This window comes from Caballeronia sp. GAWG1-1 (genome assembly GCF_023631465.1).
Lineage (GTDB): Bacteria > Pseudomonadota > Gammaproteobacteria > Burkholderiales > Burkholderiaceae > Caballeronia.
The window spans coordinates 226,522-243,696 of sequence record NZ_JALQDB010000037.1; the positions used below are offsets into that span (position 1 = coordinate 226,522).

Genomic DNA, 17,175 nt, shown 5'->3' on the forward strand with positions numbered 1-17,175 from the left:
AACGATGCTTCAGGGGTTTTTGGGCGGGCTGGGCAATATGGTAGCGCGGATTGACGGCGGGTCGCTGTTCGAAACGGCAAGCGTGGGCGCTGCGGGCTTCATACGGAACGCCTTCCGGTGCGTACGCAACGGCGCCGGAAGACGATTGACCCGCGCATCAATGCAGCGTTGGAAGATTGCCGCCGCAGCACTGCTTGTACTTGCGGCCGCTGCCGCACGGGCACGGGTCGTTGCGTCCGACTTTCGGCTCCAGCCGCTTCAACGGCGTGGGAGAGAGACCGGCTGCCCGCGCCTTTCGCTGCGGCTCGAAGAACCGGTAGATCGTGCTCAGGTTCTCGCACATCTGGCCGATCAGTCCATCGCGCGTTTCGTTTTCGATGGAAAGCGACTGCAAGGTGCGGTTGTCGTCGTGTTCGTGATGCAGGGCCAGCACGGGAGCCAGCAAACGCGCGCGCGTGTCGTCCCTGAGCAGGCTGCTCCAGCTTTCGGCACGCATGCCGACGCCACGGATGAAGCCATGCGCCCAGTCGTTCGCGTTCGCCACGCCGCTCTCGTCTTCTTCGAGCACAGGCTCGTAATGATGCGAACTATCGAGCGTGCGCGCCAGTTCGCCCACGACGACATTCCAGTGGCGTATCAGCAATCCGGTGATCTCGGTTGCCTGCCGTTCGCTATCGAACTCGAAATCGGTGTTCCAGATTTCAGGAAACCATTCGCTGGACTTGATGAGGTCGGGGCAACACGCCAGGGCAGCGAAGAAGCCATCGACCATCTCGACGTTCATCGCGTTCGGACCAACGGATGCGAGGAAGTCGTCGAGCTGGTTGAGTTCGTCGTCGGAGAGATTGTCGGGGCGGATCGAGGGCACGTTTGAAGATTGGACGTTTAGAGTTTTCGGGCAGGAGTCACTTCATCGATTGTACGGCCTGCTTGTTTTCCTCCGATCGAAGGCCAAGGAAAAGGCCCGGTCTCGAAAGACCGGGCCTCACCGTGCATCGACTCACACAGCCGCTTCCAGCAAGTCCTCGATCATCACCGGCAGCTTTCTCACCCGCACGCCGGTTGCGTGATAGACCGCCCCCGTGATCGCCGCCGCGATCCCGGCAAGCCCGATCTCCGCGATCCCGCGTGCGCCAAGTTCGTTGAAGATGGTGTCCGGATGATCGAGGAAGGTAGCGTCGAGCTTCGGCGTATCCGCGTTGGTGGCGACGACGTAATCCGCGAAATTGCTGTTGATCGGCGCCCCGCTGCGCTCGTCGTAGATCGTATGCTCGAAGAGCGCCATGCCGACGCCCATCACCACCGCGCCTTCCACCTGATTGCGTCCCGCGCGCGGATTGAGAATCTTGCCGCCGTCGATCACCGTCACCACGCGGCTCACGCGCAAGCGCGCCGTCGCCGCGTCCCAGGTCACTTCGGCGAAATGCGCGCCGTACGAGTGAATCGACCACTTCTTCTTGAGTGGATCGTCGAAGCCGCCTTTTGCGCTGCCGCTCCCCGATGCCGCATGCATGTTCGACAACTCGAGAATCCGCGTATAAGGCACGCCGCTTTCCGCCGATTCGTTCTTGCGATGCACGCGTGCGCCACTCAACGCGAGATCGTCCGGCTTCGCGCCCGCGAACGGCGATCCCTCCGCCTGCGATGCACGTGTGAGCACGATCTTCACCGCCGCGCGCACGGCATCCGACACCGCCGGAATCACGGATGCCGTCGCCGCCGAGCCGCCGGAAATGGGACCGATGGGCAAGGCCGTATCGCCGAGACCGACTTCGATCTTGCGTAGCGCAATGCCCGTGTGCTCGGCCACCAGCTGCGCGAGGATCGTGTACGTGCCGGTGCCGATATCCTGCGTGCCGCACGCAACCCGCGCCGTGCCGTCCGCGCGCAGATCGACCGCCGCTTCCGCCGAGAAGCGCAAGCCAGGCCAACTGCATGCGCCGACGCCCCAACCGAGCGTCAAGCCATCGCGCTTCATGGACCCGACCTCGGGCGTGCGTTTCGCCCAGCCGAATTTCTCCGCGCCAGTCTTGAGACATTCGACGAGATGCCGCGACGAGAACGGCAAGCCGCTGCTTTCATCGACGGTGGGTTCGTTACGCAGCCGCAATTCCACCGGATCGATCTTCAAGGCGACCGCGAGTTCATCCATCGCCGATTCGAGTGCGTAGAGACCGGGCACCGCGCCTGGACCGCGCATCGACGTGGGCGAACCGACGTTGCGCTTCGCGACGCCGCCCGTTACGCGCAGATTGGCCGTGCTGTACATCTGCGGCGTGGCTTCGCCACAGTCTTCGGCGTATTCGTCGGCGAGCGCGGCGTGGTTCAGAAAATCATGCCGCAGCGACACGAGCTTGCCGTCTTGCGTGGCCGCGAGCCGCACGCGCTGTTGCGTCGTCGGCCGATGTCCCACGTTCTGGAACATCATCTTGCGGCTCAGCACGAGCTTGACCGGGTGCCCGGTCTGCTTCGTCGCGACCGCCGCGAGCAGGGAATGCGGCCACATCCACAGCTTGCCGCCGAAACCCGAGCCGAGGTAGCGCGAGATCACGCGCACTTTCTCTTTCGGCACGCCGAGCATCTGCACGAGCGTGCCGCGATGGTTCGACACCGCCTGGCTCGTCTCGTAGAACGTGTAGCTGTCGCCGTTCCAGTGCGCGATGGTCGAATGCAGTTCGATCGGATTGTGCGTTTCGACGGGCGTCACGTAGGTCTCGTCGATTTTCACGGGCGCTTCGTCGAAAGCACTCGCGGCATCGCCGCGCTCGCTCGCGACCTTCGGCTCTTCGGCGGCGGTCAGGGCCGTGCTGACGTCGTGCGGCGTGACGTCGTAGCTCACCTTGATCGCGGCCGCCGCCGCGCTCGCCGTTTCGAAGGTTTCGGCAATCACGCACGCGACATACTGGCCGTAATAGCGGATCACGTCGTCTTCGAAGGGCGGACGTTGTTCATCGGTATAACCGTCTTCGAACGAATTGCCGGGAATGCGATACAACTTGCCGATATTGCCGCGATGCAGAATCAGCTTCACGCCGGGCATGGCCTGCGCGGCCGCGAATTCGAGCGATGTGATCCTGCCGCTCGCGATGGTGCTGCCAACCGGCACGGCAACCAGCATGCCGGGCAGATCCACGTCTGAAGTGTAAGTCGCGCGGCCGCAAACCTTCAGCGGTCCGTCTATACGCGACTGGGGTCGTCCAATGAAGGACGACGTGGTGTCGGGTGCGGTGGACATGGGCGGGTTCCTCGGTCGGTGTCAGGATGCCTGGGTGGCAAGTTTCAACGCCTGCACGATGCAGCGCTTCGCCAGTTCCACCTTGAAGCCGTTTTCGCTTTGCGGCTTCGCATCGGCGAGGGCGGCATCGGCGGCGCGGCGAAAACTCGCTTCGTCGGGCGTGGCGTCTTGCAGAACCTGTTCGGCTTCGCGCGAGCGCCACGGTTTCGTCGCCACGCCGCCGAGTCCCACGCGCACATGCGCGATACGCCCGTCCTTCACACCGACGACAATCGCCGCCGACGCCAGCGCGAATTCATACGACGCCCGGTCGCGCAACTTCAGGTACACCGAACGCGCGCCTGCCACCGGCGCGGGCAGGCTGACATGCGTGACGAGATCGCCGGCTTCGAGTACGTTCTCGCGCTCGGGCGTGTCGCCGGGCAGGACGTAGAACGCGTCGATGGGAATCGCGCGCTGGCCCTTCGCGCCTTCGACGTGGATGGTCGCTTCGAGCGCGGCGAGCGCCACGTTCATGTCCGACGGATTGCTCGCAATGCACGTGTCGCTCGTGCCGAGAATCGCCTGCGTGCGATTGAAGCCATGAATCGCGGAACAGCCGCTGCCAGGCTCGCGCTTGTTGCAGGGCGAAGCCGTATCGCGGAAATAGACGCAGCGCGTGCGTTGCAGCAGATTGCCGGCCGTCGTCGCCATGTTGCGCAACTGGACGGACGCGCCCGCGAGCACCGCCTGCGACAACACCGGATAGCGCTCCTTGATGAGCGGATGGTGCGCGAGGTCCGAATTACGCGCGGTCGCGCCGATGCGCATGCCGCCGTCATCGGTGGCATCGATATGATCGAGCGGCAGACGGCTGATATCGATAATCCGCAAGGGCTTTTCGACATTGAGCTTCATCAGGTCGAGCAGCGTCGTGCCGCCCGCGAGAAAGCGCACTTCGGCGCCTTGCTGCGCGGTATGCGCCGACGCGCCCGCCGCAATCGCGTCGCGCACGTCGCGCGCGCGGGAAAGCGTGAACATTTCCATGGCGCTCTCCTTAAGCCTTGTTGCCGCGCACGGACTGGATCGCCATGACGATGTTCTGATACGCGCCGCAGCGGCACAGGTTGCCGCTCATCGCTTCGCGCACGTCGTCGTCGCTCGTGCCGACGGGTTCGTCGAGCAGCGCCACCGCCGACATGAGTTGACCGGCCGTACAGTAGCCGCACTGATAGCCGTCGCATTCGACGAACGCGGCCTGCAACGGATGCATGTCCTCGACTTCGCCGATGCCTTCGATGGTCGTCACGGCGTCGCCGTCGTGCGCGGCGGCAAGACACAAGCACGCGTTCACGCGGCGGCCGTTCACATGCACCGTGCATGCGCCGCACTGACCGTGATCGCAGCCCTTCTTCGTGCCGGTGAGATGCAGATGTTCGCGCAACGCATCGAGCAGCGTCGTGCGCGGATCGAGCGAAAGCGCGTGGCTCTGGCCGTTGACGGTGAGATTGAAGCTGACGCTAGCGTCGCCGGTTTTTGCTGGCGGCGGCGCGAGCACGTCGGCGGTGGCTTGCGCGGCCTGCATTTGCATTTGCGGCTGCGAGGCGACGTCGGCGCCAGGGACGCGCGTCGCAGCGCGCTTGGCCCTGTCTCGTTCGTTCGTGGATTGGGGGACTGGATGTTGCATCGAGCGTTCTCCTGGGTATGACAGCAGTGCCTGGAAGTGCAACGGGATGCGGCGAGAGTGTGTCGATGCGCGCTCGTGAAAGCGGCGCAAGATAGCGACGCGGCGAGGGTCTGCGCGATGCGGCAGGACGTTCGAACAGCGCGTACGCGAGCGGCGAAGCAGGAACGATGACGCCAGGACGACACTCAGCCAGTATAGGCAGCGGTCCGGTCATTACAGAAGGAGTACGTGAAGGCCGGCCGCGCTTGAGTTTCGAAAGCGTTGGCCGCACGAAGCGTGCCCGAAGGCACACGCGTGCTATTCGGTTGAACGATTCTGCGAGAGGCCCGGCGCTGGCTGGCGTCGGCGACGGCAAAACGCGGTGAACTGGCTCGAATCGAATTGCCCGATTCGATGCGCGCCGGCTTCAATGAGGCATGAAGATACGCGCGATCACGGAGAGGCCAAATGCGCCGGCCGTGCAAAACACAACCAGCAGTACGACGATCACGAGCAGGCGCACGATCAATTGCATTGCGTCGGTCCAAAAAAATTGGCCGCTTACGCGGCCAGAAGGAGGGGTGGATCGGTCAGATTAGAGCTTAGGGGCGCATTCTTAAGCCTGACTTAAGCGGCTTTACTGGCCTCGCGCGGCCTTGAGCGGCTTGAGGCGCGCGCCGGTCTGGCTGCGATCCGCATGCGTGGACGTCTCCGGCAAGTGCGTCCGCGTGGCGTGCCATGAAGATACCCGAAATGAGCGGGCGCTGATCGGGTTCGTGGCCGCGCTTGGCACTGAGCACCGGCACTTAGCGCAGCGCGTCGCTGTAGCGGTCGCGCAGCGGCAGGATGGTCGCGAGCGCGACCGCGCTGCCGAACATCACGTAATAGCAGATGGAGAGCGCGTCGCCGGTGGTCATCGTCAGCCATTGCACGATGGCGGGTGCAAAGCCGCCGAAGATCATTACCGCGACGTTGTAGCTCACCGAAATGCCCGTCGAACGCACGCTCGATGGCAGCAACTCCGAGATGAACGCCGGATAGCAGCCCTGGTAGATGCCGAGATACATCATGAGCACCGCCTGGCAGGCGATCAGCATCGGCAGGCTCGGATGCGCGGTCAGCACCGCGAAGATCGGATACGCCGTGACGAGCGACAGCACGAGCGCGCCCGTCATCAGCTTCTTGCGGCCCACGCGGTCGGACAGCTTGCCGGAAACCGGGCAGCAGACGAGATACACCAGCGCGCCGATGCTCGAACTGATGAGACCGTCGGTGAGCGCGAGATGCAGTACGCGTGTTGCATGCGTCGGCAGATACAGCAGAAAGATGTATGTGCCGATGGTGCCGAAAACCGTCAGCCCGAAGCCCGCGAGCACGGGCATCCAGTGCTTGGTGGCGGTATCGCGGATAGGCCGCGCCGAGAGCTCGTTCTTTTGCGCCTTTTCGACGAACACCGGCGATTCATCGAGCTTCGAGCGCAAATAGAGCCCCACGGGCACGATCATCAGCCCGAGCACGAACGGCACGCGCCAGCCCCAGCTAGTGAGATGTTCCGGTGAAAGCGTGCGTGTAAGCACCGCGCCGAAGAGCGAGCCGCACAGACTCGCAGCCGCTTGCGCGACCATCTGGAAACTGCCGAAATAACCGCGCCGGTTCGAGGGCGCGTATTCGACGAGAAACGCCGTCGCGCAGCCGACTTCGCCGCCGGCGGAAAAGCCTTGTATCAGGCGGCCGAGCAGCATGAGCAGGGGCGCGGCCACGCCGATTGCCGCATAAGTCGGCGCGAAGGCGATGATCGCGATACCGACCGCCATCAACGAAATGGTCAGCGTGAGCGCGGACTTGCGCCCGACGCGATCGGCGACGGCGCCAAGCACGATGCCGCCGAGCGGCCGCGTAAGAAAACCCACGCCGAACGTCGCCCAAGTGGCAAGCAGCGAGATGGTCGGATTGGTTGCCGGAAAATACAACTTCGCGATGATGACGGCGAAAAAGCCGTAGACCATGAAGTCGAACCATTCGAGCGCATTGCCGATGGTCGAGACGACGATGGCGCGCCGGCCCGACATATTGGACGTGGCGCTTTGTTCGGCCGCATGTGAAGCGGGAAAGGCGGTACTCATCGAGTGTGCTCCGATGGTGGGTCTTCGGGTGCGCACGGGAGAACGCCTGCGCGCCTCTGCAACAACAGAACATTACGCCTTGACGGACTAAGAAAATAAATAATTTACGACGGGTTTTCGTAAGCTTTGAGAAAGGAAGGGGGCGCGCCAAATTCTTTTTGCGTGATGTGTTTGCGGTCCGGCAGCCATCGACCATCTCTTTTCATACGCACTTCTACCAAATGTTTCACACCTGCTTAAAGATGAGGCGATTCCCGCTTGATTAGCAACCCTCAGGACTTTAAATTCAAAGCATGCGATTACGTCGCGCGATCACTTGAAGCGCGCGCGCCTTTTGTCGGAAACGACGATACGGTTTTGTTCGGGTCATGGTGGCCTGGATTTTTGTCTGGAGCAAAGCATGCAACAACGCAGTTCTTGTTTCGTCCGACTCGTTTCCACAACCATCGCGATGAGCGCGCTTCTTCTTGGCGCGCCTTTCGCTCATGCCAACGACAAGGCTCAGTCAGGCGCGGCTACGGCAGTGAACGCAAGCCCGGCTATTGGCGATGCGGCTGTGGTCCAGGCAACGGCCAAAATCACGCACGTTTTCGCCGATACCAACAGCGTGGAGATTCAGGACGCGCGAGGTGACAAGGAGGTCATCGCTGTCGATCCGTCGATTGCGGATCTGAAGAAGCTGAAAGTAGGCGATGAGTTGCACATCCAGTACCGTGGCGCGGTGTTGATGACCGCGGACAAGGTCGATCCGAAAGGCGTGCGTTCGCGGGTGAGCGCGAGCCAGAGATCGCCGGCATCGGAGGGCGTGGTGGTGTCGACGTCGGGCGTGCAGGTGGTGGCCGTGGTACAGAAGATCGATCCGCAGACGCGTGAAGTCACGCTTGCAGGTCCGAAGCGGGTGGTGACCATGAAGGTATCGCCGGATGTCTCGCTCGACAAGCTCAAGGTTGGCGACAGCGTGCTTGCCACGTACATGGCCGCAACCGCGGTGGACGTGACGCGCAACGGAGAGATTGTGAAGTAACCAGCGTCGTCGCAGATCCAGGGTGACTCGAGTTTCAGTCACCCTCCTTTTGTTTGCGTGCGGGTTTGAAATTTAGAAACTCAGTATCTCTTACTATCGTGACGAAATCGCGCGATACAATCTCTTCCATGAAACACGCACCACGGCCCGCTCGATGAAAGCAAGCTTCAAACTTTTTCTCTTCGTTGTTTCGCTGATATCGTTTGCCGGGGCGTGCCAGGCGCAGCAGGCACAACAAGCACCGCAGACCGCTCAAGCGCCGCACGCGCTTACCCGCGAGCAGCAGGCGCAACTCGACAAGCAAGATCAGGATATCGCGCAAGTGGCGTCGACTATCGTGAAGATGGTCGATGAAAACAAGGCGGGCGATATCTGGGATCTTTCCTCGCCGCTGGCCCGGAAAGTCATTACGCGCGACGACTTCGTGAAGAAGGTTACGAATGATCGCGCCGCGCTCGGTGCGGCCGGCATGCGTATGCCGATGGGTGTCAGGCACCTTCATTTCGATGGCACGGGCAACATGCCTGCGGGCTCGTACATCACCGTCACGTTCGATACGCAATTCAGTCAGGCGCAGAAGTCGTCACGCGAGATCGTCACTTTCATTCTCGATCCGGACAATAGCTGGCGCTTCGCGGGGTATTCGGTACGTTGACCGGGCGGCTGGCTCACATATTCGTGTAGGAGGCGCACCAGCCTTTGCCTGCCACGAGTTTGTCGCCGAAGAGCGTGCAGCCGCCCCATGCATCGGTGGATTTGCCTTGAAAGAGCGAGCAGTTGCCGCACGACTGCTCGGCTGCGAAGTTGGGGTACTTCGTCCTATCCACTTTCGCGGCGTCTTCCCTGTAGCCGACTGCCGCGGCCGCGGGATCGGTCTCGTTTAGATGCGCGGCTGCGGCATCGGCGCGAATGAGCCAGAGAGAGGCGCTTGCTCCAGCGCTCATCACGACAAATTTTCGGCGGGTCAGTTTCATTTTGTTCGAGGTGGACGCGGCACACGTAAGGATTTTCAGCACGATACGCCCAATGCGTTGCAGGCAGCTTTCAACGCGACTGCAATTCGAACGACCGGTCGGATCACGGGCTCATTTTCTTTGCATTTTCTCTTAACGCGAGCGCAACGACAGGTATTTCACTCGACGCTAAACCTTTGCGCGTTCGTGCCGTAAATCAGGCCAGAAGGGTTCGCAAACGTATCAATGCGCGGTTGCAAACGCCGCGATTTTTTTGTAAGGAGAACGACTGTGAGTGAAGCTGAATGGATGATGGCCGGTTTTTACGTTGCTGCACTCGTTTGCGGAAGCTTGTTCATGAGCACGCTGGCGCGGCGCGGTTTGAAACGGCTTGAGGCGCGGGGGCATTGAGGGAACGAAGCCACGACGAGAGGCGACGCGCCCGACGTAACCAAGCGTCCGGCGCCGCCTCAATCAATCCAATCAATGAAACAACTTCCCCGCCTGCGTCAACGTGTTCGTCACCCCCCACGCGAGCGGAATCAGCACATACAGCCAAAACACCAGCATCAAGCCCTTGTTCGCGGGCGCACCTGCTTGTCGATCATCCATCGTCTCTCTCCTCTTAGCCGGCAGTTCTCATGTGATGGCTGTCATCCACCCGCTTCACGAGCAGGTTGCAGATAAAGCCGATCACGAGCAGCACTGCCATGATGTGCAGCGTCATCGTGTAGGCATCCGCTTTCGCGACGCCATGCGCCACTTCGTACGCGCGGATATAGTTGACGAGCACCGGTCCCGCGATGCCCGCCGCCGCCCACGCGGTCAAGAGCCGTCCGTGAATGCCGCCGACGAAGGCCGTGCCGAACATGTCCGCGAGATACGCCGGAATGGTCGCGAATCCGCCGCCGTACATCGACAGGATCACGCCGTAAGCCGCGACGAAAAGCGCGATGTTCCCTGACTGCGCGAACTGCGGCACGAGAAAGTACAGCACGGCGCCGAGCGCGAAGAACACGAAGTACGTGTTCTTGCGCCCGAGCCAGTCCGACGCCGACGCCCACACGAAACGCCCGCCCATGTTGAAGAGCGACAGCAAGCCGACGAAGCCCGCCGCAGCGCCCGCCGTGATCGATGTCTTGAAGCTTTCCTGAATCATCACCGAAGCCTGTCCGAGCACGCCGATGCCCGCCGTCACGTTCAGGAACAGCACGAGCCACAGCAGATAAAACTGCGGCGTCTTGAGCGCTTGATCGATATGCACGTGGCTCTTCGTAATCATCTTGTTCGACGTCGCGGGCGGGATCCAGCCTGCCGGTTTCCAGTCGGCGGGCGGGACGCGAATCGCGAGCGCGCCGATGGTCATCGAGATGAAATACAGCACGCCGAGCACGACGAAGGTCTCGGTCACGCCGACGCTCGTCGCGCTCTTGAAGTGGTTCATCAAGGCGACCGAGCCGGGCGCCGCGATCATCGCGCCGCCGCCGAAGCCCATGATCGCCATGCCCGTTGCCATGCCGCGCCGGTCCGGAAACCAGCGGATCAACGTCGATACCGGCGATACATAACCCAGCCCCAGCCCGATTCCGCCGATCACGCCATAGCCGAGATACAGCAGCCAGATCTGATGCAGCGACACGCCGAGCGCAGACACGAGAAAGCCGCCGCCGAAGCAGCAAGCGGCCGTGAACATGGTGCGGCGCGGGCCGACCTTTTCGAGCCACTTGCCCGCGAATGCCGCCGACAGTCCCAGGAACACGATGGCCAGTGAAAATATCCAGCCGAGTGTCGTGAGCGACCAGTCATCGGGCGCGGTCTGCGTAATGCCGATCACACGCGTGAGCGGCGCGTTGAACACCGAGAACGCGTAAGCCTGGCCAATACACAAGTGGACCGCGAGCGCGGCGGGCGGCACCATCCAGCGTGAGAAGCCGGGCCGCGCGATGGTCGCTTCCTTCGAAAAAAAACCATGTGGGCCGTGCGGCGCAGGCCCGGGATTGATCGTACTGTTCATTGTGGTCTCCTTTGCGCGTATCGATAAGCCATGTACGCGCTTCTGCTTTTACTTGAATTCACCCCACGCAAAATGTGCTCCAAGCCTTATGGAAACATTCAGTAAGGATGGACGTGACGTTAGACAAGAGCGATGCGCTTGGCAATATGAATCCCCGTGCCATAAGCGTTTGTCCCGACTCGGGTTGTGCCGCATCGCTACAGGGCACGACAAGTGTTTCGAAAATGGACAACGCGCCACGCGACCCGCCACGCGCTTCATCAAGCGCCATAAGCGTCGTTAGGCGTATACCCCGAATGGCACGGAACTCGCAGATGTAAGCCGCCGGCGACAGCTATCGACATTGCGCCGGCCAACCATGTCGACATGCGAGGAGCACACAGATGAACCATGCGGAGATGCAGTTCCTGAGTACCGATTACCCGTACAAGAAGCAGTATGGAAACTTCATCGGCGGCAAGTGGACGCCGCCCGCGGGGGGAGAGTATTTCGACAATATTTCGCCGATCACGGGTGAGGCCTTCACCTCGATTCCCCGATCGCGCGAAGCCGATATCGAAGCAGCTCTCGACGCTGCCCATGCCGCCAAGACCGCATGGGGCAAGACTTCGGCGACCGAGCGCGCGAACCTGCTCCTGAAGATCGCGGATCGCATGGAAGCGAATCTGCAGCGTATTGCGGTGGCGGAAAGCATCGATAACGGCAAGCCGTTGCGTGAGACCATGGCGGCCGACATCCCGCTCGCCATCGATCACTTCCGCTATTTCGCGAGCGCCGTGCGCGCGCAGGAAGGCTCGATCTCGCAGATCGACGACGACACAGTCGCCTATCACTTCCACGAGCCGCTAGGCGTGGTCGGGCAGATCATTCCGTGGAACTTCCCCATTTTGATGGCCGTGTGGAAGCTCGCGCCCGCGCTCGCAGCGGGCAATTGCGTCGTGCTCAAGCCCGCCGAGCAGACGCCGGCATCTATCCTCGTTCTGCTCGAACTGATCGAAGACCTGCTGCCGCCGGGCATCGTCAACGTGGTGAACGGCTTCGGGCTGGAAGCGGGCAAGCCGCTCGCATCGAACAAGCGCATCTCGAAGATTGCGTTCACGGGCGAGACGACCACGGGCCGGCTCATCATGCAATACGCGAGTCAGAATCTGATTCCGGTGACGCTGGAACTGGGCGGCAAGAGCCCGAACATTTTCTTCGCCGATGTCCTCAACGCCGACGACAGTTTCTTCGACAAGGCGCTCGAAGGCTTCGCCATGTTCGCGCTGAATCAGGGCGAAGTGTGTACGTGCCCGTCGCGCGTGTTGATCGAGGAATCGATCTACGACCGCTTCATCGAACGTGCCCTCAAGCGCGTGGAAGCGATCACGCAAGGCCATCCGCTCGACAGCAAGACGATGATCGGCGCGCAGGCATCGCAGGAACAGCTCGAAAAGATTCTCTCGTATATCGATCTGGGCAAGCAGGAAGGCGCCGAATGCCTGACTGGCGGCGAGCGTAACGCGCTGGGCGGCGAGCTCGAAAAAGGCTACTACATCAAGCCGACCGTGTTCCGTGGTCACAACAAGATGCGCATCTTCCAGGAGGAAATCTTCGGGCCGGTGGTCTCGGTGACGACTTTCAAGAACGAAGAGGAAGCGCTCGAAATCGCCAACGACACGCTGTACGGTCTCGGCGCGGGTGTGTGGACGCGCGATGGCACGCGTGCGTATCGCTTTGGCCGTGGCATTCAGGCGGGACGCGTGTGGACCAACTGCTATCACGCGTATCCGGCGCACGCGGCGTTTGGCGGCTACAAGCAATCGGGTATCGGACGCGAGAATCACAAGATGATGCTCGATCACTATCAGCAGACGAAGAACCTGCTCGTCAGCTATAGCGACAAGCCGCTCGGCTTCTTCTGATCCATCGGCTGTAAAACGGGGCCGCCGCTCACGCGGCGGTTCCGCTTCGAACAAATAACGGGGACATCATGAGCGAACAGGTAATAGAGCGCGTGATCGCGACGCCCGCGGCCATCGAACTGATCGGCAAGCTCAAGGCGGAACACGGCGAGATTCTGTTTCACCAGTCCGGCGGATGCTGCGACGGCAGCGCACCGATGTGCTTTCCCACCAACGAGTTCATGGTCGGCGGCTCGGACGTAAAGCTCGGCGAGATTGGCGGCGTGCCGTTCTACATGAGCGAATCGCAGTTCGAGTACTGGCAGCACACCCAGTTGATCATCGATTGCGTGCCGGGCAACGGCGGCATGTTTTCGCTGGAACGGCCTTCGGGTCTGCGCTTTCTCACGCGCTCCCGGCTTTACGACGATGCGGAAAACGCGTGGCTCGAACAGCATCCCGTGGAGCACGCGGGCTGAGCATTACTCGTTGCTCCAGCGCGCCGGACGTTTTTCGATAAACGCCTGCGTGCCTTCGAGCGCGTCGCCGTCCATCATGTTGCAGGCCATCGTCTCGGATGCAAGCGCGTACGCGTCTTCGATACCCGTCTCGATCTGCCGGTAAAACAGCCGCTTTCCCGCCGCAACCGCCGCGCGTGGCTTCGTCGCGATGCTCTTTGCAAGCGCGCCTACCGCTTCATCGAGCGCATCCGGTGAGGCAACCCGATTCACGAGCCCGCGTTCCAGAGCCGTGTGCGCGTCGATGAAATCGCCCGTCACGAGCATTTCGAACGCTTCCTTGCGCGACACGTTGCGCGACAACGCCACGCTCGGCGTCGCGCAGAATAGCCCGAGATTCACGCCCGATACCGCGAAGCGCGCCTCGCCCGATGCCACCGCGAGATCGCACATTGCAACGAGCTGACAACCCGCCGCCGTTGCAATGCCGTGCACGCGCGCGATTACCGGCTGCGGCATTTGCTGAATGGTCAGCATCATGCGCGAGCAGCGCTCGAAAAGCGCTCGGTAGTAATCGAGCGACGGCGCCGCGCGCATCTCCTTCAAGTCGTGCCCGGCGCAGAACGCACGCCCCGCGCCGCCCAGCACGACCACGCGCGCCTGCGATTGCGCGATGTCCTGCAACTCGTGTTCGAGTGCATCGAGCATGGCTTCGGAAAGCGCGTTGAACGCTTCGGGCCGGTTCAGCGTGAGCCTGACCGCACCTTCGACGCCGTAGGCATCGGGTTCGGACATCACGAGCGCTTCATTCATCGCGTTGTCTCCATCAAACGTCGATTGCCGCAACCGAGCCCGCGCGCTTGCGCAACTCGAACTTCTGTATCTTGCCGGTCGATGTCTTCGGCAACTCGCAGAATTCGATGGCGCGCGGCACCTTGAAGGCCGCCAGATGCGTCCTGCAATGCGCGATCAGTTCTTCCGCGCCGGCCTCGGCGCCCGCCTTCAATTCGACGAACGCGCAAGGCGTTTCACCCCAGCGCGCATCGGGCTTCGCAACGACGGCGACCGCCAGCACCGCCGGATGCCGGTACAACACGTCTTCCACTTCGATGCTCGATATGTTCTCGCCGCCGGAGATGATGATGTCCTTGCTGCGGTCCTTGATACGCACGTAGCCATCCGGATAAGCGACCGCCAGATCGCCCGTATGGAACCAGCCGCCGCGAAACGCTTCCTCGGTGGCGGGCACGTTCTTCAGATAACCCTTCATCGCGATGTTGCCGCGAAACATGATCTCGCCGATGGTCTCGCCATCCGCGGGAACGGGCTCCATGGTGAGGGAGTCGCGCACGCTCACCGCATCCTGCAAGTGGTAGCGCACGCCTTGCCGTGCATTGAGCCGCGCACGCTCGCCGATGTCGAGTTCGCTCCACTCGGCCTGCCGCGCGCAGACGGTCGCGGGACCGTAGACTTCGGTGAGCCCGTAGACATGCGTGAGTTCGAAGCCCAGGCGCTCCATGCCTTCGAGCATCGCGGCGGGCGGCGCGGCCCCCGCGACCATGGCGTGGACCCTATGCGCGATGCCCGTCTTCAGTTCGTCGGGCGCATTCACGAGCAAGTTCTGCACGATCGGCGCGCCGCAATAATGCGTGACGCCTTCGCGGCGAATCAGATCGAAGACCGTCTTCGCATCGATACGGCGCAGGCACACGTTCACGCCCGCGCGCGCCGCGACCGTCCACGGAAAACACCAGCCGTTGCAATGGAACATGGGCAGCGTCCACAAGTACACCGCGTGCTTCGGCATGTCCCATTCGAGGATATTGCTGAGCGCGTTGGTGTAGGCGCCGCGATGGTGATAGACCACGCCCTTCGGATTGCCCGTCGTGCCCGAGGTGTAATTCAGGCAGATGGCGTTCCATTCGTCCGATGGCGGCGACCATTCGCAGGCGGGGTCGCCGCTTGCCAGCAGGCTGTCGTAATCGATCTCGCCGATGCTTTCTCCCGCGCCGGTGTACTGCGGATCGTTCACGTCGATGACGAGCACGGGTTGCGGCACGCTTTTCAGCGCCTCGCGCATCACGCCGGAAAACTCGCGATCGACGATCACTGCTTTTGCCTCGCCATGCGTGAGCATGAAGGCAAGCGTCGCTGCATCGAGCCGCGTGTTCAGCGTGTTGAGCACGGCGCCCGTCATTGGCACGCCAAAGTGCGCTTCGACCATTTCGGGCGTGTTCGGCAGCATGGCGGCGACCGTATCGCCCAAGCCGATGCCACGCGAACTCAGCGCCGATGCAAGCCGCCGCGTGCGCGCGTAAGTCTCGCTCCAGTTGCGGCGCACGTCGCCATGCACGACGGCCGGCCGCGTCGGATACACCGTCGCGGCGCGCTCGATGAACATCAGCGGCGTGAGCACCGCGTAGTTGGCGGCGGTCTTGGGAAGCCCTTCGTCGTATTGGCCGGCTGTCATGGTCGTCTCCTCCGTGGCGGCGTGCTGTTTTATTCTGCTCGAGGCTCCCAATATTACATGTGCCTTAATTGTCGTCGAGCTTGATCTCGAAGCCGCGCTTCACGCCTTCGCGCGCGAATAGCGTGTCGTACCAGCGCTTGACGTTCGGATAGTCGTCGAGGGAAACCTGATGACGCTCGTGCCGCCACGCCCAGCCAAGAATGGCGAAATCCGCCACCGACAACGCGCCCGCGACGAATTCCACTTGCGCGAGCCGCCTGTCGAGCACGCCGTAGAGCCGGCGCGTTTCGTCCGAATAGCGTTTGAGGCCATAGCGCCGGTCGGCTTCCGCTTCCACGGCGCGAAAATGATGCACTTGTCCCGGCATGGGTCCGAAGCCGCCCATTTGCCACATGAGCCATTCGAGCACCGGTACGCGATCGCGCAGACTCGCGGGCAAGAACCGGCCCGTCTTCTCGCCGAGATAAAGCAGAATCGCGCCGGATTCGAACACGCTGATCGGCTGTCCGTCCGGGCCGTCGGGATCGATAATCGCCGGAATCCGGTTGTTCGGGCTGATGCGCAAAAAATCCGGCGCGTGTTGCTCGCCCTTCGAGATGTTCACCGTTTTCACGGAGTAGGGCAGTTGCATTTCTTCCAGCGCGACGCTGATCTTGCGTCCGTTGGGCGTATTCCAGGTATGTAGTTCGATAGTCATGTCGATGCTTCAATGCCGGGTGGAAGTTCAGGTCAGCGGCGCCGAGACATGGCGCCGGAAGCCGTCGCGCGAAGCCTGTTGTCCATACCAGCGTTCGAGCTCCGGCAGCGTCGGACGCGCAAGTTCCGCGATTCCGAACCAGCGCCGCGCATACGCCGCGATGACGATATCCGCGAGTGTGAAGGTACTGCCTTCGAAATACTCGCGCCCTTCGAGATGCGCGTCGACCATGCGCCAGAGTTTCTCGACTTCGCGCGCGGCGGTATCGAGTTGGGCGGGGTCGCGCTCGGCTGCGGGCGTGCGCACGTAGCCCCAGAACACGGGCCGCTCGGCGGGTTGCAGCGTGGAAAGCGCCCAGTCCAGCCAGCGGTCCACGCTCGCTCGCACCTTCGGTTCCGCCGGATAGAGCGCCTGATTCTGCCCGTACTGCATCGCGAGATAGCGAATGATGGAATTCGATTCCCACAACACGAAGTCGTCGTCGACGAGCGTGGGGACGCGGCCGGTCGGATTCATCGCGAGATAGTCGGGTTCGTTGTTGCGCCCGAATTGCAGCCCCGCGTCGATGCGCTCGTAAGCGAGCCCGAGTTCGTCGCAGCACCAGAGCACTTTGTGTACGTTGACCGAGTTGGCCCGGCCCCAGATCGTCAGCATGAGATATCGTCTCCGTTGT

The 17,175-nt window shown here is 62.1% G+C and carries 16 protein-coding genes; 4 read left to right on the plus strand and 12 right to left on the minus strand.

The window, feature by feature from the left end; translation table 11 throughout:
* Positions 1–157: 157 nt before the first annotated feature.
* The 5 genes from NCT03_RS26180 to NCT03_RS26200 form a co-directional block, all read right to left on the minus strand.
* Entirely contained in the window at positions 158–868 is a 711-nt protein-coding gene (locus NCT03_RS26180) for a UPF0149 family protein (RefSeq protein WP_250494467.1), read from the minus strand.
* Between the two features lie 132 nt (positions 869–1,000).
* Positions 1,001–3,235 carry a xanthine dehydrogenase family protein molybdopterin-binding subunit gene (locus NCT03_RS26185; RefSeq protein ID WP_250494468.1) on the minus strand — a complete coding sequence of 745 codons (2,235 nt, stop codon included), beginning with the start codon at positions 3,233–3,235 and terminating at the stop codon, positions 1,001–1,003.
* A 21-nt stretch (positions 3,236–3,256) separates the two neighbouring features.
* The gene (locus tag NCT03_RS26190; protein WP_284503463.1) at positions 3,257–4,261 is read right to left on the minus strand and encodes an FAD binding domain-containing protein; all 1,005 of its coding nucleotides are present in this window, start codon (positions 4,259–4,261) and stop codon (positions 3,257–3,259) included.
* Positions 4,262–4,271: 10 nt separating this feature from the next.
* On the minus strand, positions 4,272–4,901 hold the full coding sequence (locus NCT03_RS26195; RefSeq protein WP_459905115.1) for a (2Fe-2S)-binding protein: 630 nt from the start codon (positions 4,899–4,901) through the stop codon (positions 4,272–4,274).
* A gap of 785 nt (positions 4,902–5,686) precedes the next feature.
* Positions 5,687–7,003 (minus strand): MFS transporter, encoded by a 1,317-nt coding sequence (locus tag NCT03_RS26200; RefSeq protein ID WP_250469197.1) that lies wholly within the window; start codon positions 7,001–7,003, stop codon positions 5,687–5,689.
* Positions 7,004–7,454: 451 nt separating this feature from the next.
* Between NCT03_RS26200 and NCT03_RS26205 the strand changes: the two genes are divergently transcribed.
* Both NCT03_RS26205 and NCT03_RS26210 read left to right on the plus strand, forming a co-directional pair.
* The gene (locus NCT03_RS26205) at positions 7,455–8,027 is read left to right on the plus strand and encodes a copper-binding protein (RefSeq protein WP_250494469.1); all 573 of its coding nucleotides are present in this window, start codon (positions 7,455–7,457) and stop codon (positions 8,025–8,027) included.
* A 154-nt stretch (positions 8,028–8,181) separates the two neighbouring features.
* Positions 8,182–8,682, plus strand: a complete 501-nt coding sequence (locus NCT03_RS26210; RefSeq protein ID WP_250494470.1) for a DUF4019 domain-containing protein — start codon at positions 8,182–8,184, stop codon at positions 8,680–8,682.
* 13 nt (positions 8,683–8,695) lie between these two features.
* Here the strand turns inward: NCT03_RS26210 and NCT03_RS26215 are convergent, their stop codons facing one another.
* The 3 genes from NCT03_RS26215 to NCT03_RS26225 all read right to left on the minus strand — a co-directional run bounded on the left by NCT03_RS26215 (position 8,696) and on the right by NCT03_RS26225 (position 10,994).
* A complete protein-coding gene (locus NCT03_RS26215) occupies positions 8,696–9,001 on the minus strand; it encodes a high-potential iron-sulfur protein (protein WP_250469200.1) in 306 nt (101 codons plus the stop codon).
* A gap of 462 nt (positions 9,002–9,463) precedes the next feature.
* The gene (locus NCT03_RS26220) at positions 9,464–9,592 is read right to left on the minus strand and encodes an MFS transporter small subunit (RefSeq protein WP_244830947.1); all 129 of its coding nucleotides are present in this window, start codon (positions 9,590–9,592) and stop codon (positions 9,464–9,466) included.
* A 13-nt stretch (positions 9,593–9,605) separates the two neighbouring features.
* Positions 9,606–10,994 (minus strand): L-lactate MFS transporter, encoded by a 1,389-nt coding sequence (locus NCT03_RS26225; protein WP_250494471.1) that lies wholly within the window; start codon positions 10,992–10,994, stop codon positions 9,606–9,608.
* Between the two features lie 383 nt (positions 10,995–11,377).
* Here NCT03_RS26225 and adh point away from each other — a divergent pair, with 383 nt between their 5' ends.
* Together adh and NCT03_RS26235 are read left to right on the plus strand one after the other, a co-directional pair.
* Complete coding sequence (gene adh, locus NCT03_RS26230) at positions 11,378–12,898, plus strand: aldehyde dehydrogenase (protein WP_244830945.1); 1,521 nt, start codon at positions 11,378–11,380, stop codon at positions 12,896–12,898.
* 68 nt (positions 12,899–12,966) lie between these two features.
* Positions 12,967–13,356 carry a DUF779 domain-containing protein gene (locus tag NCT03_RS26235; RefSeq protein WP_244830944.1) on the plus strand — a complete coding sequence of 130 codons (390 nt, stop codon included), beginning with the start codon at positions 12,967–12,969 and terminating at the stop codon, positions 13,354–13,356.
* A 3-nt stretch (positions 13,357–13,359) separates the two neighbouring features.
* Here NCT03_RS26235 and NCT03_RS26240 read toward each other — a convergent pair whose 3' ends face one another.
* The 4 genes from NCT03_RS26240 to NCT03_RS26255 all read right to left on the minus strand — a co-directional run bounded on the left by NCT03_RS26240 (position 13,360) and on the right by NCT03_RS26255 (position 17,156).
* Complete coding sequence (locus NCT03_RS26240; RefSeq protein WP_250494472.1) at positions 13,360–14,148, minus strand: enoyl-CoA hydratase; 789 nt, start codon at positions 14,146–14,148, stop codon at positions 13,360–13,362.
* A 13-nt stretch (positions 14,149–14,161) separates the two neighbouring features.
* A complete protein-coding gene (locus NCT03_RS26245; RefSeq protein ID WP_250494473.1) occupies positions 14,162–15,805 on the minus strand; it encodes an acyl-CoA synthetase in 1,644 nt (547 codons plus the stop codon).
* A 64-nt stretch (positions 15,806–15,869) separates the two neighbouring features.
* Positions 15,870–16,502 (minus strand): glutathione S-transferase family protein, encoded by a 633-nt coding sequence (locus NCT03_RS26250; protein WP_250494474.1) that lies wholly within the window; start codon positions 16,500–16,502, stop codon positions 15,870–15,872.
* A gap of 27 nt (positions 16,503–16,529) precedes the next feature.
* Positions 16,530–17,156, minus strand: coding sequence for a glutathione S-transferase family protein (locus tag NCT03_RS26255; protein ID WP_250469205.1), 627 nt, complete (start codon positions 17,154–17,156; stop codon positions 16,530–16,532).
* Positions 17,157–17,175 lie beyond the last annotated feature (19 nt).